We start from the raw sequence: 21,916 nt of genomic DNA, 5'->3' as shown, positions 1-21,916 counted from the left end.
GCGCTACGCCTTTCGGCTTTTCTGCCTGTTCACTATTCCGCACAGCAGCATCACCCCTGCCGTCAGCAAGAACACCGGCCGCATGCCCACTGCCCCGCCCACAATCCCCCCAAACAGGGGGCCGCTGACCTGGCCGATATACTGTGCCGATGTGGCATAGCCCAGCATCCTGCCTACCTGCCCTTGCGGCACGTTGTGGCGGATAATTGCCGTAATGCAGGGCAGCAATCCCCCCAGCGCCATGCCCATCAGAAAACGCAGCGCCACCAGTTGCCAGGCAGCGGTAATAAACGCCTGCGGGATCAGCAGTACACCGCACGTCAGTAGCCCGTAGCTCAGCACGCGCCAGTGACCAATATGGTCAGCCAGCTTGCCAAGACGTGGCGCAGAGAGAATGCTGCCCAGAGCGGTAGCAGCCATCACCACACCTGCCGTCATGGTTATCGCCGGGTTCCCCTGTACAAACTGCCCAATGTAGAGCGTGATAATCGGCTCGATCGACATGTTGGCAAAAATCAGCAGCATCCCTGACAGCCACATCAGCCTGACCACGCGGTGGTTAATCGCGCCTGTTGTCTCGCCGGACGTGTGCGCCTTCACCGTCGGAGAGCGCGGCAGCTCTTTCAGCAGAAAGGTAGAGGCCAGGAAAGCGATAAAGATGATGCCGCCGGTCAGCCAGAAGGTATGGCGAATACCGATCAGCGGCGGCAGCACGCCGCCCAGTAACGGGCCAACCACGTTACCCGCCATAATCCCGGAGGAGAGTACACCGAGCGCCCAGCCGGTCTGCGCCTTTGGCGTCTGCGCGGCGACCAGAATCGTCGAGCCGGAAGCGTAGCCGCCGAGTAAACCGGCCAGCAGGCGCAGCGCCACCAGCTGCCAGGGCGCCGTGGCCATGCCGATAAGCGCCATCGCAATCGCCATGCCGAGGCTGGCGCGGATCAGCATCAGCTTGCGGCCATAGCGATCGGCCAGCCATCCCCAGAGCGGCGCGGTCAGTGCCGCGCTGAAGAAGGTGGCACCGTAGGCCAGCCCGGACCAGCGCGCGATGGCCGCCGGTTCCGTGACGCCAAGCTGCTGCACATAAAGCGGCAAAAACGGCAGCAGCAGCGTCATTGCGACAAGGGTGCTGAACGATCCCAGCACGCACACCCCTAAATTGCGTTTCCAGACCTGCGCGTCTGCCTCAATACTCTGCTCCATACCGATCCCCGTTGTTTGCCTCTTTACAGGCTAACGGCGTTGACAGAGGAACAACAGTCCCGGCATGACATTTGCCTGCTGCCGCCTTTTGTTGCGTGACAGCAACAATCAGCGCCCCAGCGCGCTCACTAACGCATCACTCAGCAGACTCACCGGCGCAGCAGGCTGCGCCTCCTTCAGCAACAGATAACTTTGCAGGCGATCCATTTGCCAGTCGGCCAGTAGCTGAACAATCTGGCCCCCCGCCAGTGCCGTCTGCGCCATATAGGAAGGAAGGTAGGCAATACCGTTGCCCGCCTGCGCGGCGTTAAGCAGCGCCATGCTGTTATTGGCGCGAAAGCGGCTGCGCACGTCGACCACCAGCCGCTGCTTGTCACGCCGGAACGGCAGCGCGGCGGTGTGCGCCGGGCCGTGAAACATAAGCAAATCGTGGCGCGGTAGCATATCGGGATGGGCGATCGGGGCACGCTGTGCCAGATAGTCTGGCGCGGCGTAGAGCCCCCAGTCGATATCGCCCAGCACCCGGACAGGGCTGCCCTGCGGCGCGCGAGCCCGGATCACAATGGCGAGATCGACCTGCTCATCCAGCGTATCGCTGGCGCGATCGGTCAGGTCAAGATCGACGTTGATATGGATATGGCGGCGTAGAAAAGGATTGAGCGCGGGGGCGACGCACTGGCAGCCGTAGGTCACAGGCGCCTGCAACCGCACGTTGCCCGCCGCGTGATGATGAAGCTGCTGAACAAAGGCGTCAGCGCGGTGCATCTCAGCCAGCATACGCGTGCAAAAAGGATAATAGGCCTGGCCCAGCTCGGTCAGCGCCATCTTGCGTGTAGTGCGCTGCAACAGCCTGAAGCCCAGTCGCACCTCAAGTCGGGCAATTTCCCGACTGACGTGAGACTTCGACAGACCCAGTGCCCGAGCGGCTTCGCTGAAGCTCTGGCACTCCACTACCCGGGCGAATATCATCATCGCCGTTAAGTTTTCGCTGTTATCCATGATTGTTGTTGTCCACCGCAAAAAAGCAGACTAAACAATTCAGCCAGCCGTGACACCTGTTTGTTGTCTTAGCGCGCCATCGCCAGCGGAAACAGCAGTCGGTCGGGCTCGACGCGCCGCTGACGGCGCAACTGACCCGGCGTCACGCGAAAATAATTTTTGAAGGTGCGGGTATAGGCCTGCTGGGTGTCAAAACCATAGTTCATGGCCACCTGCAAAATCGCTTCGTTGCTGTTCAACAGCAGCAAGGCCGACTCGGTGAGACGGCGCTGCCGGATATATTCCGCCAGCGAAAAACCGGTATGCTGGCGAAACAGGCGTTGCAGGTGCCAGCGGGAATAGCCCGAACGACGCGATACCTCATCCAGATGCAGATCCTGGCCTAAGTTGCTCTCAATCCACTCCAGCAAACTACGTATAAATTCGCGCTGATTCATGAGTTCCTCCTGATACGGCATGATGTTCAGTGAACCCACTTTAGCGCGGAAAATTTATCCCTTAATTAGCGGAAAATTAGCGCAGAATTAGCATCGCACCCCGCCGGGAGCAAGGTGCGGCGCTGTTAATTCTGTGCTAATAATCCTGGCGTAAGCTACCGCTATTCGTTTACGGGGATCGGTCAATGCGTGTACTCCTGGTTGAAGATGATGAAATGATCGGTGCCAACCTGCAGCAGGCACTGGAAGCGGCAGGCTGGTCAGTTGACTGGGTGCGCGATGGCATCTTCGCCCATAATGCCTGGTGCGAAGGTGACTACACCTGCGTACTGCTCGATCTCGGCCTGCCGCGCGATGACGGATTGCAGGTGCTGAAGCGTGCGCGCGGACGCGGCGATACCACGCCAGTGCTGATATTAACCGCTCGCGATACGGTGGCGCAGCGGGTGCAGGGGCTCGACTGCGGTGCCGACGACTACCTGCTTAAACCCTTCGATCTGCAAGAGGTACTGGCGCGCATGCGGGCCATCACCCGACGTCGCCACGGGGCAGCGGACTCCCTGCTCGGCAGCGGTGATGTACAGCTGGATATGATGACGCGCGAAGTGCTCTACAAGGGGCAGCGCGAACAGCTGACGGCGCGCGAGTATGCGCTGCTCTATGCCCTGCTGGAGCGCCCCGGCGCAATACTGTCGCGTGAGCAGCTGGAGAATCGTATCTACGGCTGGGGCGAAGAGGTGACCAGCAACGCGGTTGACGTGCTGATCCACGGCATGCGCCGCAAGCTCGATAATGACGCCATCCGCAACGTGCGCGGGCTTGGCTGGCGTGTTCCTGCCCTGTGAAACCTTTTACCTTTATGCGCTCCCTGCGCAATAAGCTACTGAGCACGCTGCTGATTATTCACCTGTTGATGATCGGCGGCGTCACCTGGTATTTCTTCAGCTGCTACGGCGACATGATCGGCACCATGAAGGATGACCAGCTGTCGAAAATCGCCGACGCCTGGGCGACCAACAAAGAGATCCCGGCGCTGATGCCGCTGATGCTGCACGCCGACAAAATGAAGAGCGCCTATGTCGTGCAGCTGTGGGACCGCAACGGCAAACTGCGTGCCAGCTCCTGGCCGGCGCTGCATGCACCACTCCAGGCCGAGAAAGGCTGGCACGACATTGAGGTCGGCGACTGCGACGAGTGCGCGTGGCGTATCTATACCCGCCCGGGCCAGCCGGGCAGCGAGATCAAAACCATTCAGGTGATGCATAACCTCAGCCATATGCGTGCCGAAATGGTCAGGCGCGCGCTGTCGGCCATTATCCCCTTGATCCTGATGATGCCGCTCTCTCTGCTGGTGATCTGGCTGGTGGTGCGCAAAATCACGCGCGACCTGCGCGTCGCGTCACGCGAGATTGCTGCGCAGGAGACGCTGCATCCCCATCTCGTTTCGCCAGAGGGGTTACCGGACGAGATCCTGCCGCTGGTGGAAGCTTACAACTCCGTGCTGAATAAGCTGCGCGCCGCCTGGTCATCGCAGCGTCAGTTTCTGGAAGATGCCGCGCACGAGCTGCGCACGCCGGTCACCGCCGTGACCCTTCAGCTGGAGAATCTGCGCCAGCATATTCAGCCGGGTGAAGCGAGCCGCCAGTTTGATCAGCTGGAGGCGGGCGTGACGCGAACGCGCCATCTGGTAACGCAGTTGCTCAATATTTCGCACCAGGAAGATAAAACTGTGGTGGCGTCGGTAGAGCCGATTGAGCTGGAGGATTTGCTGAAAGAGAGCATTGAACAGCTCATGGTGGTGGCTGATAAACGCGGCATCGACATCGGCTTTAACGGCTCGACGCACTATTGCCTGAAGGCCAGCCGCTCTGAGCTGCGCAGCCTGTTTGATAACCTGATTGGCAATGCCATGCTGCATACGCCGGAAGGCAGCCTGGTGGATGTACTGCTGCATCGGGTTGGGGATCGCACGGTAGTGGATATCGTCGATAACGGGCCAGGCATGCCCGCATCGTTTATCGACCGCGCCTTCGACCGCTTTACCCGCTCTCCGACGGTGAAGGCACAGGGCAGCGGTTTAGGATTATCAATCGTGCGCAGCGTGGCGCAAAAGCATCACATCCAGGTTTCCCTTTCCAACTGCCTGAATCCACAGGGCGCAGTTTGCGGACTACAGGTTCGCGTCACGCTGCCCTGATTTCACGTTCGCGACCGTTAACGACAACGTAAACGGTTGCGGCGTTCCGTTCGCTTCCGCTTAATTTCGTGACGCACTTCACATTTTCACGTAAATGCAATGCAACACATTTTGACAAACGTGAGCAAAATCTATTTTCTATCGACCTGTAACGGTCAGGCTACGCAGGCTTTATTCCGATAGTAAAAAACAGTTACACCTTCGCCGCCCACTCTGGGATTGATTTCACCTTGACTGCGTTGTTGCGCGGTCGAAAGCATGTGGTTAACGATAATGACATTTAAGACCTTGGTAGCAGGTGCCTTGCTGGCGACATCTCTGGCGGGTAGCGCGCAGGCTGCGGAAAGCGATCCGCAGTATCTTTCCGACTGGTGGCATCAGAGTGTGAACGTTGTCGGTAGTTATCACACCCGTTTTGGACCGCAGTTCAATAATGACGTCTACCTGGAGTATGAAGCCTTTGCGAAGAAAGACTGGTTCGATTTTTACGGCTATCTCGATCTGACCAACTTTTTCGGCATGGGTAACAGCAACGCCAACGGTATTTTTGACCACGGTTCGCCGATGTTTATGGAGATTGAACCACGTTTCTCTATCGATAAGCTGACCGGCACCAGCCTCGCCTTTGGTCCGTTTAAGGAGTGGTACTTCGCCAACAACTATATCTACGATATGGGCCGCAACAGCGATAATCGCCAGAACACCTGGTATATGGGTCTGGGTACAGACATTGACACGCACAGCGATGTCGGTCTGTCGCTTAACGTTTACGCCAAATATCAGTGGGAAAACTACGGCGCGGCGAACGAGAACAGCTGGGATGGCTACCGCTTCAAGGTGAAATACATGGTGCCGATCACCACGCTGTGGGGCGGCAATCTGAGCTATATCGGCTTTACCAACTTCGACTGGGGTTCAGATTTACGCGACAAGTCTGACAACTCGCGTACCAGCAACTCTGTCGCCTCCAGCCATATTCTGTCGCTGGGTTACGATCACTGGCATATCGCTGCCGTGGCGCGTTATTTCCATAACGGCGGCCAGTGGGCAGACGGGCAAGAGCTAAACTTCGGTCGCGGCCCCTTTGAAGTGAAATCTACCGGCTGGGGTTACTACCTGGTGGCGGGTTATAACTTCTGATCACCGCGTTGCTTCGTGTGACCGACCAGCGCTGTTGCTCTGCGCTGGTCCAATAGCAGAAGCGACAGCCCGAACAGACAGGTACCTCAGGAGGGATCCACAACGCGTCGCGCGTAAGGGTCCCGGCGCCGGCCAGTTTGCCTGCCGGACCCGCTCGCCAGACGGCTCAGCCGTTGAAAAAAGGCTGAGCCGCGACGGGCTTAATGCTGCGGTTTCGTCACGTTGATACGCCATGGAATACCGAACTTATCAATAAACATGGCGAAGCCGTTTGACCAGAAGGTCTCCTGCCACGGCGTCGTCACCTTCCCGCCAGCCGACAGTTTCTCAAACCAGGCTTTACCCTGATCCACATCGGTGGTCGACAGGCTGACCGCATAGCCCGCATGTTCCGAAGCCGGTGGCTTGTCGGTGTTACCGTCGCTCAGCATCAGCTCGCCCTGTCCGATGCGCAGGTGAGCATGCATGATCTTCTCTGGCGGCAACGGTGGCGCAGACTGGTCGCCCACCTGTTCGCCCTGGTCTGGCATATCGCCAAACGTCATCTTATAGAGCAGCTCGCCCTCGGTAGCCTCAAGGTAAAAGTTGATAGCCTCTTCACAGCGGCCATAGAGAAACAGATAAGGACTGACTTGCATCTTCACCTCCATTTGTCGGTTGGATTTCTTACAGCACCTCTACAGTGTAGACGATGAAATTATCCAGTTGTTTTTACTGACATTGTCGGCGAAAAAGCTGCGCCATGTAGGCGCTCATCGGCGTCAGTGCCGTCTCCCTGCGCTGGATCAGGTAGAAGGTGGCTTTCGGCAGCGGATCGTCAAGATCCAGCGCCACCAGATGCTGTCCCAGTATCGCATCGTTGATCACATCCACCGACAGAACGCTGACGAAGTCACTCTGGGCGATCAGGCTGGTACAGGCCATAAAGGTCTCGCAGGAGACCACGATTTTGGGCGCCATGCCGCGCTCGGCAAACAGATCGTGCAGCAGGCGGTAGTAGCTGCCCTTTGGCGTCGGCATGGTCCAGTCGCACTGTTGCAGTTCCGCCAGCGAACGCGCCTTCTCCATCGGATGCCCTTTGCGCACCACCACTTTGTAATCGCGCTGCATCATTTTTTCATAGCTCAGCTCCTGATCGAGATGGCTTTGATCGTAGGTATTGATGGTGAAATCGAGCTCGCCCTGACGCAGTTCGGGGATCATAGAAACCAACTGCCCCTCCACGATGCGCACCCTCACCAGCGGATATTCGCGATGAAACTGAGTGATCACCTGCGGCATGATGGTTCGCGCCACGCTGCCGCCGACGCCAATATTGACCTGTCCCCCCGCCAGCCCAAGCCGCTGCTGGATATCCTCCTGCGCCACACGTAATTCTTCCAAAACAAGACTGGCATGGCGAAAAAAGTTATCACCAACGTCGGTCAGCACCACACCCTGCTGGCGGCGGATAAAGAGTTTTGCGCCCAAAACCTGCTCAAGTTCCTGAATAGCTTTAGTGAGCGCAGGCTGGGAAAGCCCGGAAAGACGGCTTGCAGCGCGAATACTTCCCTGGCGGGCAACCTCAACGAACGCGCGTAGCTGATGCAGTTTTAGCTGTGACGGCATGATAACCATTGTTTATCAGGAGAAAGATATTTGCATCTTATGCGCGCTGGGCGGCTTGTGTAAATTCGGGGAAGTGCATAAAAAACCAACAATAAGGAATCGCTATGACAACCCTTTCTGAGCAGGTTCAGGCGCTGGAGCCGGAGATGCAAAACTGGCGGCGCGACCTCCACCAGTTTGCTGAATCTGGCTGGCTGGAGTTTCGTACCGCAACGCGCGTCGCCGACGTGCTGCACAAGCTGGGTTACCACCTGCAGCTCGGTCGCGAGGTGATCAACGCCGAAGCGCGTATGGGATTGCCTGCTGACGACATCCTCAGAGAGCAGGAAGCGCGCGCGCGACAGCAGGGCGCGCTGCCGCAGTGGCTGCCCTACTTTTCCGGCGGATTTTGCGGCATCGTGGCCACGCTGGAAACGGGCCGTCCTGGCCCGGTGATGGGTTTTCGCGTTGATATGGACGCGCTGGACCTTAACGAAAGCCAGCTCGCCGAGCATTTACCCCAGCGCGAAGGCTTCGCCTCCTGTAATCCCGGCATGATGCACGCCTGCGGTCACGACGGCCACACCACCATTGGCCTTGGCCTTGCCAGCGTGCTGATGGCAATGAAGTCGCAGCTGAGCGGCACCATCAAGCTGATTTTTCAGCCTGCCGAAGAGGGCGTGCGCGGGGCGAAAGCGATGGTGGAGGCGGGCGTGGTCGACGATGTTGATCTCTTTACGGCTATCCATATCGGCACCGGCGTGCCCGCTGGCGAACTGGTCTGCGGCAGCGACAGCTTTCTCGCCACGACCAAGCTGGATGTACACTTCACCGGTGTCGGCGCGCACGCTGGCGGCAAGCCTGAAGAGGGGCGCAACGCCTTACTGGCAGCGGCACAGGCCACTCTGGGGCTGCACGGCCTGCCGCAGCACAGCGGTGGCGTCGCGCGCGTTAACGTTGGCGTACTGCAGGCGGGCACCGGCCGCAACGTGGTGGCTGACACCGCATTGATGAAGATTGAGACGCGCGGCGTCAGTAATGCGGTCAACGACGATATCTGCCAGCAGGCGCAGCGTATTATCGCGGGTGCCGCAGCGATGTATGGCGTGGAGTATGAGGTCAGACTGATGGGAGCGGCGCGCAGCTGCACGCCGACGCAGCCGTGGGTCGATTTCCTCCACCAGCAGGCGGAGGCGTTGGGCATCTTTGACTCGGTGGTGGATCGCAAGGCGCAGGCCGCCGGTTCCGAAGATGCGACCTACATGATGGAGCGCGTCAAACAGCGCGGCGGTCAGGCGACCTACGCCATTTTTGGCTGCGATCTGGCGGCGGGCCACCACAACGCAAAATTCGACTTCGACGAAGGGGTAATGGGCAAGGCGGTGCAGATGCTGGCAACGCTGGCGCTGAACCAGGCGCAGTTCGGCGGTGCGCAATGAACGTCGATTTTCTCGCCGACTACATTGAGGCACACCAGGCGCGCTTTACCGCCCTCAGCGACGCCATCTGGGACACGCCGGAAACCCGCTTTGCCGAAACCCGCTCCAGCGCCCTGCTGGCCACGGCGCTGGAGCAGGAAGGTTTCAGCGTGACGCGCGGTGTCGGTAATATTGAGACGGCCTTTGTCGCCAGCTTTGGCGCAGGCCAGCCGGTTATCGCCATTCTTGGCGAGTTCGACGCGCTGGCCGGGCTAAGCCAGCGCGCCGGCTGCGCGCAGCCTGACCCGCTGGAGGAGAACGGCAACGGTCACGGCTGCGGCCATAACCTGCTTGGCACCGCCGGCGTGGCGGCGGCCTGCGCGCTGAAGGCCTGGATGACGCAGCATGACGGACGCGGCACGGTGCGCTTCTACGGCTGCCCCGGCGAAGAGGGCGGCTCTGGCAAAACCTTTATGGTGCGTGAAGGTCTGTTCGACGACGTGGATGCTGCGGTCACCTGGCATCCGGAAGGCTTCAGCGGCCTGTTCAATCTCAGTACTCTCGCCAATATCCAGGCTGCTTTTCACTTTAAGGGCGTCGCGGCACATGCGGCTAACTCACCACACCTTGGACGCAGCGCGCTGGATGCAGTGACGCTGATGAACACCGGCGCGAATTTCCTGCGCGAACATATTGTGCAGGAGGCGCGGCTGCACTATGCGGTGACCAACAGCGGTGGCGTCTCGCCCAACGTGGTCCAGGCCGACGCGGAAGTCCTCTACCTGATCCGCGCCCCGACGCTTCCGCAGGCGCAGGAGATTTACCAGCGGGTGATCAATATCGCCAGAGGCGCAGCGCTGATGACCGATACGCAGGTCAGGGTACGCTTCGACAAAGCCTGTTCTAATTACGTGCCGAACCGCGCGCTGGAAGCCGTAATGGAGCGATATTTGCATCATTTTGGTCTGCCGGACTACAGCGATGGCGAGCGCGCATTTGCCGCTGAAATCCGCGCCACGCTGAGCGAGGATGACCTGCGTAACGCCCGGCTGAATGTGGCACGTACCGGCGGTGAGGCGGGCGCGGCGTGGATCGAGACGCACGGCGACAAGCTGCTGATGGATGAGGTTGCCCCCTGTACGGCCACGCGTGAGCTGCTCTATGGCTCAACCGACGTCGGTGATGTCAGCTGGGTAACGCCCGTTGCCCAGTGCTTTGCGCCCTGCTTTACCTTCGGCACGCCGCTACACACCTGGCAGCTGGTGGCGCAGGGTCGCACCAGCATCGCGCATAAAGGCATGCTGCTGGCAGGCAAAGTCATGGCCGCCACCGTGCTCGATCTGCTCAATGATGCGCAGACGCTGGCGCGCTGCCGCGCCGAGTTTGAACGGGTACGCCACGCGCAGCCCTATCAGTGCCCGATACCCGAAGGCGTCACGCCTTCAAAACTGGCCAATTGAGCCGCGGCCGCGCCACCGGCGTGGACCGATAACACAATAAAAAATGCAAACACGACGATACAAGACGAGGAATATCATGACCGTAATGTCAGAGAATCGCAGCCCAGGGAGAGTATTTGGCTGGATCGAACGGGTCGGCAACAAAGTCCCTAACCCTTTCCTGCTGTTTGTCTATTTAATTGTGGCCCTGATGGTGGCGACCGCCGTGATCAGCAGCCTGGATATGGCGGTAAAAAATCCCGCCAGCGGCGAAATGGTACGCGTCAATAACCTGCTGAGCGTCGCCGGCCTGCAGTGGATCCTGCCCAACATCATCAAAAACTTCAGCAGCTTTACCCCGCTCGGCTCTATTCTGGCGCTGGTGATCGGCGCAGGGCTGGCGGAAAAAGTGGGCCTGTTGCAGTCGCTGATGGTCAAGATGGCTTCGCGCGTCAGCCGCCGCTATGCCAGCTACATGGTGCTGTTTATCGCCTTTTTCAGCCACATCTCGTCCGATGCGGCGCTGGTGGTGATGCCGCCGCTTGGCGCACTGATCTTCCTCGCCGTAGGCCGCCATCCAGTGGCGGGCCTGCTGGCGGCGATTGCGGGGGTCGCGTCCGGCTTTACCGCAAATCTGCTGATCGTTACCACCGATGTGCTGCTTTCCGGCATCAGCACCGAGGCGGCAAAGGCGGTCAGCGATACGGTGCACGTCAGCGTCATTGATAACTGGTTCTTTATGGCCTCATCGGTGATTGTCCTGACCGTGGCGGGTGCCATCCTGACCGACCGGTTTGTGGAGCCGCGCCTGCCGCAGTGGAATGAAGGTAGCAGCGAGCGGCTGGCCGCGTTAACCCCGCTGGAAAATCGCGGCCTGCGCGCAGCGGGTATTGCGGCGCTGCTGTTTATTGGCGTGATAGCGCTGCTGGTGGTGCCCGAACAGGCGCCGCTGCGCGATCCGGCCACCGGTAGCATTGTGCCGTCGCCCTTTATCAAAGGCATCGTGCCGCTCATCATCCTTTTCTTCTTTGTCGTCGCCATTGTCTACGGTGTGGTGACGAAACAGATCCGCCGTCCCGATGATATTCCGCAGCTGCTGGTGGATCCGATGAAGAGCATGGCGGGCTTCATTGTGATGGTGTTTCCGCTGTCGCAGTTCGTGGCGTTCTTTAACTGGAGCAATATGGGGAAATTCATGGCCATCGGGCTGACGGATGTGCTGGAGAGCGCCGGTATTAGCGGCGCGCCCGCCTTTCTCGGCCTGATGTTCCTGTCGGCGTTTCTCTGTATGTTTATCGCCAGCGGCTCAGCCATCTGGTCAATCCTCGCTCCGGTCTTTGTGCCGATGTTTATGCTGCTCGGCTTTCATCCTGCTTTTGCCCAGATGATTTTCCGTATTGCCGACTCGGCGGTGCTGCCGCTGGCCCCCATGTCGCCCTTTCTGCCGCTGTTTCTCGCCTTTTTGCAGCGCTATCAGAAGGACGCACAGCTCGGCACCTATTACGTGCTGATCTTCCCCTACCCGGTGGTGTTCTTTATTACCTGGATCGCGCTGCTGCTCGCCTGGTATGCGCTGGGGCTGCCGATCGGGCCGGGTGTATATCCGCAGATGCCGTAGCGGTTGCGCCAGGGAGGGCGAAACCTGCAACGTGCGTTGCTAAAAACTCACCACCGACCCTCTCGGCAAGGATCGCCGAATTGATTATTCTGCTATCTCTTCGCTTGCTAACGGTCACTATTTTTACAACATCACTACACCGTTAGCGAGACAGGCAAACATCGTCACACTGAGGTTCATAACATCATGACCACCACCTGCACTTCAGGGATGGCGCCAGGGCTCGCTGCGCCGTCGCCGGGAAACAGCCTGGCGGGGCGCATTGACGCCCTGCCTTCATCCCGCGGTTTATGGCGCTTTATTACTCTGCTCGCCCTCGGCGGCTTTTTTGAACTCTACGATCTGTTTGAAACCGGCTATATCAGCGCCGGGCTGATCGCCGCAGGCGTTTTCCATACCGGCAGCGCAGGCGTGTTCGGCATCGCGGACCAGGCCGCTTTTGCCTCCGCGACCTTCCTTGGCCTGTTTGTCGGAGCCAGCCTGCTTGCGCCCTACGCCGATCGCTTTGGCCGTCGCCTGACCTTTATGTGCGCACTGGCGTGGTACGGCATCTTCTCGCTGCTGATGGCGTTTCAGCAGAGTGCAGAAACAATCATTCTGTTTCGTTTTCTGGTCGGCATGGGGCTCGGCATCGAGCTGGTGACGATCGACACCTATCTCTCCGAGTGGGTACCGGCCCGTCTGCGCAGCCGCGCCTTTGCCTTCTCCTTTTTCGTGCAGTTCCTCTCGGTACCGGCGGTGGCGCTGATGTCATGGTGGCTGGTGCCGCAAACGCTGCTCGGCCTTGAAGGCTGGCGCTGGGTGGTGATCGCCGGCGCGCTCTGCTCGCTGGCGATCTGGTTTATCCGTAAAGATTTGCCAGAGTCGGCGCGCTGGCTGGCGCAGCAGGGCCAGCATCAGGCGGCGCATCAGGTACTGAGCGCAATGGAAACGCGCTGCGGCATCGCGCCAGGCGCAGCATTTCCGCCGGATGACGCCGCGGCGCAGTTGCCAACGCGCGGCCGTTTCAAAGAGATCTGGGCGCCCGCCTATCGCAAGCGCACTCTGATGCTTATCGTGATGAACGTCTTTCAGGCGATCGGCTTTTTCGGCTTTGGTAACTGGCTGCCGGCGCTGCTGTCAGGCAAAGGCGCGACCGTGACGCATAGCCTGCTCTACGCATTTTTTATCACGCTCGCCTATCCGCTCGGCTCGCTGATTTGCAGTCGCTACGCCGACAGCATGGAGAACAAGTGGCAGATCGTTCTCTCCTGCCTGATGACGGTGATCTTTGGCACGCTGTTTGCCTTTCAGACTCACCCGGCGCTGCTGATTATCTGCGGCTTCCTGATCACCTGGTCTAACGCCTGGCTGACCTTCAGCTACCACGCCTATCAGACGGAGATCTTCCCGACCCATATTCGCGCTCGCGCGGTCGGCTTTTGCTACTCCTTCAGCCGCCTGTCGACGGTATTCAGCAGTATCCTGATCGGCCTGATTTTGCAGTATGCGGGCAGCCAGGGCGTGATCGCCTTTATCGTAATGAGTATGCTGATGGTGATGCTGTCGGTGGGGGTGTATGGTCCGAAAACGCGCGGTATCGATCTGGAGAATATCTGACGGAAAAAAGGCGCGCCAGCCTGAACCGGAGCGCCCTGATACCCTGTTACTGATTTTCGAGCTGATGAATATCCGCGCTGCCCTGATAAGGCTGAATCGTCTTGTCTTCGCGCAGTTTCGCCACCTCTTTTGCCGTGACGTCAGACTTGCCGCCATGCCCCCAACTGGTGCGGATAAAGTTAACCACATCCGCCACCTGCTGGTCGTTCAGCCGCCAGCCGAACGCAGGCATCGTGATGGAGGACGGCGCACCTTTCACGCCCGGCAACGTGCCGCCTGCCAGCACGATATGGATCAGCGAGGTTGGATCGTCCGCCATCACCACCGGATTGCCGCGCAGCGCCGGGAAGAAGCGCGCGTAGCCGCTGCCGTCCGTTTTATGACAGGCCGCACAGCTGTCGACATAGACCGATGCCCCGGTCGCGCTGTCGTCGCCTTTCCACAGCGCTTTCGCCGTGGCGTCATCCACGCTAAACGCCGCCTGGTTCGGGTCCTTCGCGCCGAGTGATTTCAGGTAGTGGGCGATTGCCGCAATATCCTCGTCGCTCAGGTGCTGCAGGCTGTGCTCCACCACGTCGGTCATGCCGCCAAATACGGCGGTGTGATCGTTGCGGCCGTAGCGCAGAAACTGACGCAAATCCTCTTCGCTCCAGCGTCCCAGTCCGTCGCGGTTATCGCCGCGCAGGTTGCTGGCGGTCCAGCCGTCAATCGGCGCGCTGCTGCCCGCCAGATAGTCACTGCCTTCCCCGTTGTTAAGCGCTTTTTCCTGCATGGTGATGCTGCGTGGCGTGTGGCAAGCCCCACAGTGACCCAGCCCTTCGACCAGATAGCGACCGCGCGCCAGCGCAGGATCTTCCTGCGCCGCAGGCTGAAACGCCTTCACGTCCGGCGCAAACATCGTGCGCCAGATAGCCAGCGGCCAGCGCATGGACAGCGGCCACGGAATGTCGCTCTTTTGGTTAGCCTGCTCGACCGGCGCAACGCCGTGCATAAAGTAGGCATAGAGCGCCTGCATATCCTCATCGCTGACTACCGCGTAAGAGGGGTAAGGCATCGCCGGATAGAGCGTATCGCCATTTTTGGCCACGCCGTGACGGACAGCCTTCTGGAAGTCGTCGTAGCTGTAGTCGCCAATGCCGGTCTGCTTGTCGGGCGTAATATTGGTCGAGTAGATGGTGCCAATAGGCGTTGCCATCGGCAAACCGCCCGCAAAAGGCTTGCCCTCTTTACTGGTGTGGCAGGCAACACAGTCGCCCGCGCGCGCCAGGTACTCTCCGCGTTTAACCCGATCGCCGCTGCTGTCGTCCGCCAGCGCAGCAAAGGTCATCGTGCCCAGCATCAGGGCCAGTAAGCCATTTTTCATCGCCATTTCCTTATGCCTGCACCAGTGGACCAGGGTTTTTCAGATACTGCTCGCGGATCGCTTTTGCCGACCAGTAGGTCAGTGCGGCCACCATGCCCGTCGGGTTATAGCCCAGCCCCTGCGGGAAAGCAGACGCGCCCGGGACAAAGACGTTCGGCACGTCCCAGCTTTGCAGATAACGGTTAACCGCGCTGGTGCGGGGATCTTCACCCATAATCGCGCCCCCGCTGATGTGCGTGGTCTGATAAACCGTGGTGTCGAAATGGGTGCCCGGTTTCTTCGCGCCGCCCATAATCATTTTCGGGCTCATCGCTTCGGCAATCTTATGCATCTTGCCGACCATAAACTGCGCCATCCTGATGTCGTTATCCTGCCAGTCAAAGGTCATACGCAGCAGCGGCTGACCGTAGGCGTCTTTGTAGTTAGGATCGAGATCCAGATAGTTCACGCGATAGGACTGGTGCGCGCCGTGGGCGTCCATGGAAACGTGGTGCGTATAGGTATCCGCAACCGCCGCTTTCCACTTGCTGCCCCAGTTTGGCGTGCCGGTGGGTGTCGGCAGACCGGAGATCGGCTTGGTGCCCGCCTGGTTGACCCAGAACGGCGAGCCACCGACAAAGCCGTGCGGCCCATGGTCGAAGTTATCAGCGTTGAAGTCATCCACGCCAACCCCCGCCCCGCCCGCGCCGATAAAGGGGTTAGTAGTGGTGTTCTTGTCGAACAACGCCTTCAGCGTCGACAGGTTCTGGTAGGCAAAGTTGCGGCCAACGGTGCCCTCATTGGTAATGGGGTTGTAGGGCTTGCCGATGCCAGAGAGCAGCATCAGATGCACGTTGTGGAACTGGAACGCCGACAGGATCACCAGATCCGCTGGCTGCACCACTTCACGCCCCTGAGCGTCAACGTAGGTCACGCCGGTCGCGCGCTTTTTATCCTCGGTCAGGTTAACGCGCAGCACATAGGCATTGTTGCGCAGCTCGAACTTCGGCTCCTGGCGCAGCGCAGGCAGGATATTCACGTTAGGCGACGCTTTGGAATACATATAGCAGGCGTAACCGCTGCAGTAGCCGCAAAAGTTGCAGGGGCCCATCTGCGCGCCGTAGGTGTTGGTATAGGGGCCAGAGGTATTGGCCGACGGCAGATCGTAAGGGTGATAGCCTACCGATTTTGCAGCTTCGGCAAACAGCTGTGCCGAGTAGGTGCGCTTCTGCGCAGGCAGCGGGAATTTATCAGAGCGATCCGGCGCGAACGGGTTACCACCGCTATCTTTGCCAACCACCTGCCCTTTGATACTCCACGGCGTGCCGGAGGTGCCGAACACTTTTTCCGCCTTGTCGAAGAACGGTTCCAGCTCGTCATAGGTCACGCCGAAGTCCTGAATCGTCATTCCTTCCGGGATAAAGTTCTTACCGTAGCGCTCTTCGTAGTGGCTGCGCTGGCGCAGCTCGGTCGGATCGACGCGGAAGTGTACGCCGGACCAGTGCAGGCCCGCGCCGCCCGTGCCGGTTCCCGGCAGGAAGGCAGCCAGCTGACGATAAGGAACCGCCGTCTGTGAGGCGTCGTGGCGAATCGTCACGGTGCTTTTCGACAGATCCTGGAACAGCTTCTTGCGGATGTTATAGGTCAGCTCATCAATCGACTGCGGATAGGAACCATCTGGATAGGTGTCACGATGCGGTCCGCGCTCCAGCGCGACTACGTTCAGACCAGCTTCGGTCAATTCTTTCGCCATGATCGCGCCGGCCCAGCCGAAGCCCACGATCACCGCATCTGCTTTTTTCATTTCGTTTGCCATGGTTACGCACGCTCTCCGCGGATAGATACTGACGGCAACGGATAGCGTTCACCGCGCTCTACCCAGTCCATAAAGTCGGCGCGTGCGCCAGGGAAACCGATCAGCGTCCAGCCCACCATATTCTGGTTGCCACCGTGGATCGGGTCGCTAAAGAAGCCTTCGCGGGTGTTCTGGATCAGAAAGGCAAAAAAGGTTTTTGCCGGAAGCTGGCGAAAATCGGCCTGGCCACTCTCCATCGCCGTCAGCAGCGCATCCTGCTGCTCACCGCCAAGGTCGGCAAACACCTTGCCATACTCACGTTTACTGTAGTCATCCGCCTCGGCGAGGCCGAGGCGGTAGATTTGCTGCGGCACCAGCGGCAGCTGGTAGCCCAGCTCTTTCGGCAGGTCGGGGTTAAATGGCCCCTGCATATACCAGTTCGCCCCGGTTGCATAAGGCGTGTTCATCTGGCGATCGATAAACTCCGGCACGCCCGCTTCCAGTGCGCCAGGTCCGCGTTCGTCGTTGGGGATCAGACGCGCAACGGCAGCCTTGATAAAAGCGAACTCTTCGGCGGTAAACCAGCTCGGCTGGTAATCGCGAGCCGTCTGCGCGGCGGCGGGATCCGCCGCCTGCACCGCTGGTGCGACGCTAAAACCGCCAATAACGGCGCTTCCTGCCGCCATAGCAGGTGCCAGCGCGATGGTTTTTAACAGAAAATCCCTGCGTGTCTGCCCACGTTTTTGTTCTGACATGACATTGCCTCAGTACCGCTTATAATGCGGCATGAAAGTTAAACAGTTGCGTTGTAATGATTTTTTTATGCGGATTAAGGGATACAGCAGTACTGTTACCGGTAACAGTGGGGTCAAGTGTAACACCATTGCGGTGAAACATTTAGATCGCAGAAACAAATACGCACAAATTCATTAACATCTCATCACGAAGCGTTACCTGGGGCAGTGGATGACTGCGACCTGATACAAACCCAGAACAGACAGATAACGACAAAAAGCGTTATAAAAGGTGCTCATTACCGCGGAGAGTTTATGTTTAAGTCCTTTTTTCCCCGACCGGGGCTGTTTTTCAGCTCGGCAGCGATCTGGAGCCTGATCGCTATTTTCGCCTGGTTTGGCTTTGCCGATGATTTACCGTCACGCTGGACCGCCCTACAGGCGGCCATGCACCAGCCGTTGCCAACCTCGGCCGCGCGCTTTATTGCTCCGAGCCAGCTCTGGTTCTACAGCTACTACTGGATAATGGTGGCGATTTTCGCGCTGGCCTGGCGGGTAATAGATGACCATCCCTGGCAGCGCTGGTCGGTGTGGGGCTCTGCGCTGATTATTTTTGTGACCTGGTTTGGCGTGCAGGTGGGTGTTGCCATCAACGCCTGGTATGGTCCGTTTTACGATCTGATCCAGCAGGCGCTGACAAAAGCGGGCTCGGTGCAGATAGCGCAGTTCTATGCTGAGGTACTGGCCTTTCTCGGCATCGCCCTGATTGCGGTAGTTATCGGCGTGATGAACTCGTTTTTTATCAGCCACTGGGTATTTCGCTGGCGAACCGCGATGAACAACTACTACATGCACAACTGGCAGCGCCTGCGTCATGTCGAAGGGGCGGCTCAGCGTGTGCAGGAAGATACCATGCGTTTCGCCAGCACGCTGGAGAGCTGGGGCGTCAGCTTTATTCAGGCTATCATGACGCTGGTGGCGTTTCTGCCGGTGCTGATCAGCCTGTCGCACCACGTAAAAGATGTGCCGATTCTTGGCAATATCCCTTATGCGCTGGTCATTGCCGCGCTGCTCTGGTCGCTGTTTGGTACCGCGCTGCTGGCGCTGGTGGGGATTAAACTGCCAGGGCTGGAGTTCCGCAATCAGCGGGTTGAGGCGGCCTACCGTAAAGAGCTGGTCTATGGCGAGGATAATCCCGAGCGCGCCACGCCGCCGACGGTGCATGCGCTGTTCAGCGGCGTGCGTCGAAACTATTTCCGCCTCTACTTTCACTATCTCTATTTCAATATCACCCGCATTCTCTATCTGCAGGTCGATAACGTCTTTGGTCTGTTCGTCCTTTTTCCGTCAATTGTGGCGGGGACCATTACGCTCGGCCTGCTGAACCAGATCACCAACGTGTTTGACCAGGTGCGCTCCTCGTTCCAGTACCTGATCACCTCATGGTCAACGCTGGTGGAGCTGATGTCGATCTATAAACGTCTGCGCAGCTTTGAGCAGATTTTGCAGGATATCCCGCATCAGGAGATGATGCGCGAAGCGGCAGAAAACGAGTAATTCGCGACGCTGTCCCCGTCGTGGGGACAGCGTTAACGCACTTAGCGCAGCGCGGCAAACACCTTCTCAACGGCGTACGCGCCTGGATCTTTGACCCCTTGCAGCGTCTGCTGATTCAGATAAGAGGCGCGCCCCGCTCTGGCGCTCTGCATCTGCGCCGTTGCCTCTGCCCCCTGCGCGGCGGCCTGTGCAGCCTCTGCCAGCGTTTTGCCCGCCACCAGGGCATCAAGCGCCGGTTCCAGCGCGTCAATTAGCGTGCGGTGCCCCACCTGCGCACCGCCGTAGTGCTTCATCTGTTCCAGTCCCTGCTTCAGCGCCTCTGGCAGCGAGCTGCCCTGCGCCAGCCGCTGGCCCGCAGCGGTAAAGAGAATTGACATCAGCACCCCGCTCGATCCGCCCATCACCGTCGCCAACTGCTCGCCCACCAGCGCAAACAGTGAGGGCTGATCGGCCAGTGGCAGCTGCTGCGCCTCCAGCGCGCTCTTCACCTTACGCGCCCCCGCCGCGAAGGTGGAGCCGGTATCCCCGTCGCCAACTCTGGCATCCAGCGCATTCAGCTCCGCTTCCAGATCGATCAGCGTCTGCGTAACGCGCCTCACCACCTGTGCCGTCTGCTCATCCTGCGACGGCGTAACGGTGAGCTGGCTGACCACCCGCTCGCTGGTCAGGGTGGGGACCGCTTCAACCGCGTGGATCGGTGCCCAGCCCAGCACTTCAACAGGCGCTTTTAACGCCTCCAGAAACGCCGCCTCGACCTGCAACACCGTCAGGGAAAAGCCTTTCATATCCAGCGCGCTTACCAGCGTGGCCGGGCCAATCAGATGGCTGATCTGCGCCGCCAGCGGGCTTTTCAGCACGTCGCGTGTTACCAGCGCCAGCTCCAGCATGGAAAAGCCGCCGAGGTTGTTGATCAGCAGCACCGCTTTGGTGCCGGAAGAGAGACGGTTAGCCAGCTTCTCCGTCATGAGCGTGATGAGCTGCGCACTGTTTTGCGTATCAAGCGTGATAACGCCCGGCTCGCCGTGGATGCCCATCCCCAGCTCGCTCTCTCCCTCTTTCACGCGATTCTCACGCCTTTCGCCCGGAATATGGCAGGTAGAAAAGGCGATGCCGATACTGGCCGTTCCCTTAATCGCACGCTGCGCCAGCGCCTTTACCTGCGCCAGCGGTTGCCCTTGCTCCGCGGCAAAACCAGCGATTTTGTGGATCAGCGCGGTGCCTGCAATGCCACGCGGCTGCGAATTTTCCGGCAGCGCAATATCGTCCTGCACCATGACCATATCGACCTGATAGCCGAGCCCCCGCGCCTTCTCTGCCGCCAGCCCAAAGTTGAGACGATCGCCGGTGTAGTTTTTTACAATCAGCAGGCAGCCCGCTTCGCCGGTGACGTTAATAATGGCGCTCAGCACTGCATCGACGCTCGGTGAGGCAAAAATATCGCCACACACGGCCGCCGTCAGCATCCCTTTGCCAACAAATCCGGCATGAGCTGGCTCATGCCCAGAACCGCCGCCTGAAATCAGCGCCACCTTGCTTTTGTCCCAGTCATTGCGCACCACAACGCGGATATCGTCGCCTAAATCCAGGCGACTGAGGTTATGCCATGGCGTACTCAGCAGCACGCCTTCAATCGCTTCGTTGACCAGATTATTTTTCTCATTCATCAGGAACTGGCTCATTGCATCCTCTCCGTTGGTGTTAAGGCCGCCAGGCAGCGGCACGCTATAAAGGTAGCCGAAGAAAGACAAAGGGCGGCGCAGCGGCCGCCCCTGAAGCGTGGGGGGAAATTAAAGCGCGATGCGCATCACGCTGTCTGGATTTTTAGGCGGCGCTTTACGCGAGCCAGGCTGCTTGACGCTGACAAACAGCGTCTTGCCGTCGGCAGAGAGCGCCAGGCTGTTAGGCAGGCCGGGAGTTTTAACGCGGCGTTTTACTTTATAGCTGTCGGCGTCAATGATGCTGACCTCACCCGCATTGCGGTGCGTGACATACAACTCGTTGCTGCCGGGATTGAACAGCACCGCCAGCGATTCAGGCACGTCGATCGCCTTGATCACCTGACCATCGCGCAGATCAACCACCAGCACCTGCGGCTGTTTTGCATCGCTGAGAAAAGCACGCTGACCGACTGTATCCAGCGCAATATTCAAAAAAAAGTGCGCTTTATCGCCGTCAATTTTCTGACGCTGTTCCACGGCGTTGGTACGGGTACTGATGGTGACCAGCTCGCCGTCGCCGTTGGTCACATAGAGTTTCTGCCTGTCGCTGTCCACTGCCAGCCCGGTACCCATGTTGCCGGTGTTGGGCACCACGCTGACTGGCTGAAGCGTTTTGCCGTCAACCACCCAGACAACGCTCTGCGGGCCGAGGCCCGTCACATAGACGCGGTTGGTTTTTACATCCACCGCAATTTCGCGCGGCTGTAGCGGACGCAACGTCTCGCTGCGCTTGCGGCCATCAAGCACCAGCGTTTTCAGAGGCGTACCGCGGGTGGCGTCAATAGCGGTCAGCGCACCGCTGACCGTATTGCCGATATAGAGCACATTGGTTTGCGGATTAATCGCTGCCCCAAAGCTTTTCAGCGCGGTGGGAATCGTCTGCTTAACGGCGAGCGTTTGTGGATCGAGGCGGAATACCGTTCCCCCTTCCCCCTCATTTCCCTGCGTCGTGGCGAGGAACAGCGCATTAGCGCTGGGGCTGAAGGCGAGTTCATACGCGCCTTTGGCGATCGGCTGGTTTTGTTCGTCTGCATGCGCCAGCATGCCGGAAGTGGAAAAGAGTGCGGTCGCAAGCAGCGTGGTGCGCAGCGCAAAGGATAAGGCTTTCATGATCTCTCCATAGCAAAGTTCAC

Annotated in this window: 18 protein-coding genes; 8 read left to right on the top strand and 10 right to left on the bottom strand. The window is 59.1% G+C overall.

Features of this window, described 5'->3' with window-relative positions; all coding sequences use genetic code 11:
* Nucleotides 1-3 precede the first annotated feature (3 nt).
* The 3 genes from HP564_RS10970 to HP564_RS10960 all read right to left on the bottom strand — a co-directional run bounded on the left by HP564_RS10970 (nucleotide 4) and on the right by HP564_RS10960 (nucleotide 2,639).
* The gene (locus HP564_RS10970) at nucleotides 4-1,203 is read right to left on the bottom strand and encodes an MFS transporter (RefSeq protein WP_371242915.1); all 1,200 of its coding nucleotides are present in this window, start codon (nucleotides 1,201-1,203) and stop codon (nucleotides 4-6) included.
* 108 nt (nucleotides 1,204-1,311) lie between these two features.
* Nucleotides 1,312-2,202 (bottom strand): LysR family transcriptional regulator, encoded by an 891-nt coding sequence (locus HP564_RS10965; protein ID WP_371242914.1) that lies wholly within the window; start codon nucleotides 2,200-2,202, stop codon nucleotides 1,312-1,314.
* Between the two features lie 68 nt (nucleotides 2,203-2,270).
* The gene (locus tag HP564_RS10960; protein ID WP_371242913.1) at nucleotides 2,271-2,639 is read right to left on the bottom strand and encodes a helix-turn-helix domain-containing protein; all 369 of its coding nucleotides are present in this window, start codon (nucleotides 2,637-2,639) and stop codon (nucleotides 2,271-2,273) included.
* A gap of 185 nt (nucleotides 2,640-2,824) precedes the next feature.
* Between HP564_RS10960 and HP564_RS10955 the strand changes: the two genes are divergently transcribed.
* The 3 genes from HP564_RS10955 (at nucleotide 2,825) to HP564_RS10945 (ending at nucleotide 5,976) form a co-directional block, all read left to right on the top strand.
* Nucleotides 2,825-3,484, top strand: a complete 660-nt coding sequence (locus tag HP564_RS10955; RefSeq protein ID WP_371242911.1) for a response regulator — start codon at nucleotides 2,825-2,827, stop codon at nucleotides 3,482-3,484.
* Entirely contained in the window at nucleotides 3,481-4,836 is a 1,356-nt protein-coding gene (locus HP564_RS10950; protein WP_371242910.1) for a sensor histidine kinase, read from the top strand. Before HP564_RS10955 ends, HP564_RS10950 begins: the two co-directional genes overlap by 4 nt.
* A gap of 273 nt (nucleotides 4,837-5,109) precedes the next feature.
* Entirely contained in the window at nucleotides 5,110-5,976 is an 867-nt protein-coding gene (locus tag HP564_RS10945) for a nucleoside-specific channel-forming protein Tsx (RefSeq protein WP_371242908.1), read from the top strand.
* Nucleotides 5,977-6,176: 200 nt separating this feature from the next.
* Here HP564_RS10945 and yjdN read toward each other — a convergent pair whose 3' ends face one another.
* Both yjdN and HP564_RS10935 read right to left on the bottom strand, forming a co-directional pair.
* Nucleotides 6,177-6,614, bottom strand: coding sequence for a VOC family metalloprotein YjdN (yjdN, locus tag HP564_RS10940; RefSeq protein WP_371242906.1), 438 nt, complete (start codon nucleotides 6,612-6,614; stop codon nucleotides 6,177-6,179).
* Nucleotides 6,615-6,687: 73 nt separating this feature from the next.
* A complete protein-coding gene (locus HP564_RS10935; protein WP_371243346.1) occupies nucleotides 6,688-7,584 on the bottom strand; it encodes a LysR family transcriptional regulator in 897 nt (298 codons plus the stop codon).
* Nucleotides 7,585-7,688: 104 nt separating this feature from the next.
* Between HP564_RS10935 and HP564_RS10930 the strand changes: the two genes are divergently transcribed.
* The 4 genes from HP564_RS10930 (at nucleotide 7,689) to HP564_RS10915 (ending at nucleotide 13,637) form a co-directional block, all read left to right on the top strand.
* Complete coding sequence (locus HP564_RS10930) at nucleotides 7,689-9,002, top strand: amidohydrolase (protein WP_371242904.1); 1,314 nt, start codon at nucleotides 7,689-7,691, stop codon at nucleotides 9,000-9,002.
* Entirely contained in the window at nucleotides 8,999-10,441 is a 1,443-nt protein-coding gene (locus HP564_RS10925; protein ID WP_371242903.1) for a M20 family metallopeptidase, read from the top strand. Before HP564_RS10930 ends, HP564_RS10925 begins: the two co-directional genes overlap by 4 nt.
* Nucleotides 10,442-10,517: 76 nt before the next feature.
* Nucleotides 10,518-12,038, top strand: a complete 1,521-nt coding sequence (gene abgT, locus HP564_RS10920; RefSeq protein WP_371242901.1) for a p-aminobenzoyl-glutamate transporter — start codon at nucleotides 10,518-10,520, stop codon at nucleotides 12,036-12,038.
* A gap of 186 nt (nucleotides 12,039-12,224) precedes the next feature.
* Nucleotides 12,225-13,637: an MFS transporter gene (locus HP564_RS10915; protein WP_371242899.1), complete on the top strand. Its 1,413-nt coding sequence runs from the start codon at nucleotides 12,225-12,227 to the stop codon at nucleotides 13,635-13,637.
* Nucleotides 13,638-13,683: 46 nt separating this feature from the next.
* Here HP564_RS10915 and HP564_RS10910 read toward each other — a convergent pair whose 3' ends face one another.
* Genes HP564_RS10910 through HP564_RS10900 form a run of 3 tightly spaced genes read right to left on the bottom strand, consistent with a single transcriptional unit; the run spans nucleotide 13,684 to nucleotide 17,529 of the window.
* Entirely contained in the window at nucleotides 13,684-15,000 is a 1,317-nt protein-coding gene (locus HP564_RS10910; protein WP_371242898.1) for a cytochrome c, read from the bottom strand.
* A gap of 10 nt (nucleotides 15,001-15,010) precedes the next feature.
* Entirely contained in the window at nucleotides 15,011-16,795 is a 1,785-nt protein-coding gene (locus tag HP564_RS10905; protein ID WP_371242896.1) for a GMC family oxidoreductase, read from the bottom strand.
* Between the two features lie 2 nt (nucleotides 16,796-16,797).
* Nucleotides 16,798-17,529 carry a gluconate 2-dehydrogenase subunit 3 family protein gene (locus HP564_RS10900; RefSeq protein ID WP_371242894.1) on the bottom strand — a complete coding sequence of 244 codons (732 nt, stop codon included), beginning with the start codon at nucleotides 17,527-17,529 and terminating at the stop codon, nucleotides 16,798-16,800.
* 294 nt (nucleotides 17,530-17,823) lie between these two features.
* On the opposite strand from HP564_RS10900, the gene sbmA reads away from it, so the two are divergent.
* A complete protein-coding gene (gene sbmA / locus HP564_RS10895) occupies nucleotides 17,824-19,065 on the top strand; it encodes a peptide antibiotic transporter SbmA (RefSeq protein ID WP_371242892.1) in 1,242 nt (413 codons plus the stop codon).
* A gap of 41 nt (nucleotides 19,066-19,106) precedes the next feature.
* Here the strand turns inward: sbmA and HP564_RS10890 are convergent, their stop codons facing one another.
* Together HP564_RS10890 and HP564_RS10885 are read right to left on the bottom strand one after the other, a co-directional pair.
* Complete coding sequence (locus tag HP564_RS10890) at nucleotides 19,107-20,744, bottom strand: dihydroxyacetone kinase subunit DhaK (RefSeq protein ID WP_371242890.1); 1,638 nt, start codon at nucleotides 20,742-20,744, stop codon at nucleotides 19,107-19,109.
* A gap of 108 nt (nucleotides 20,745-20,852) precedes the next feature.
* The gene (locus HP564_RS10885) at nucleotides 20,853-21,893 is read right to left on the bottom strand and encodes a YncE family protein (RefSeq protein ID WP_371242889.1); all 1,041 of its coding nucleotides are present in this window, start codon (nucleotides 21,891-21,893) and stop codon (nucleotides 20,853-20,855) included.
* Between the last annotated feature and the right edge of the window lie 23 nt (nucleotides 21,894-21,916).

It is taken from the genome of Pantoea sp. KPR_PJ (assembly GCF_041386365.1).
GTDB lineage: Bacteria > Pseudomonadota > Gammaproteobacteria > Enterobacterales > Enterobacteriaceae > Pantoea.
Note: the sequence above shows the minus strand (reverse complement) of the source record. Positions and strands in the feature narration are given on the sequence as shown.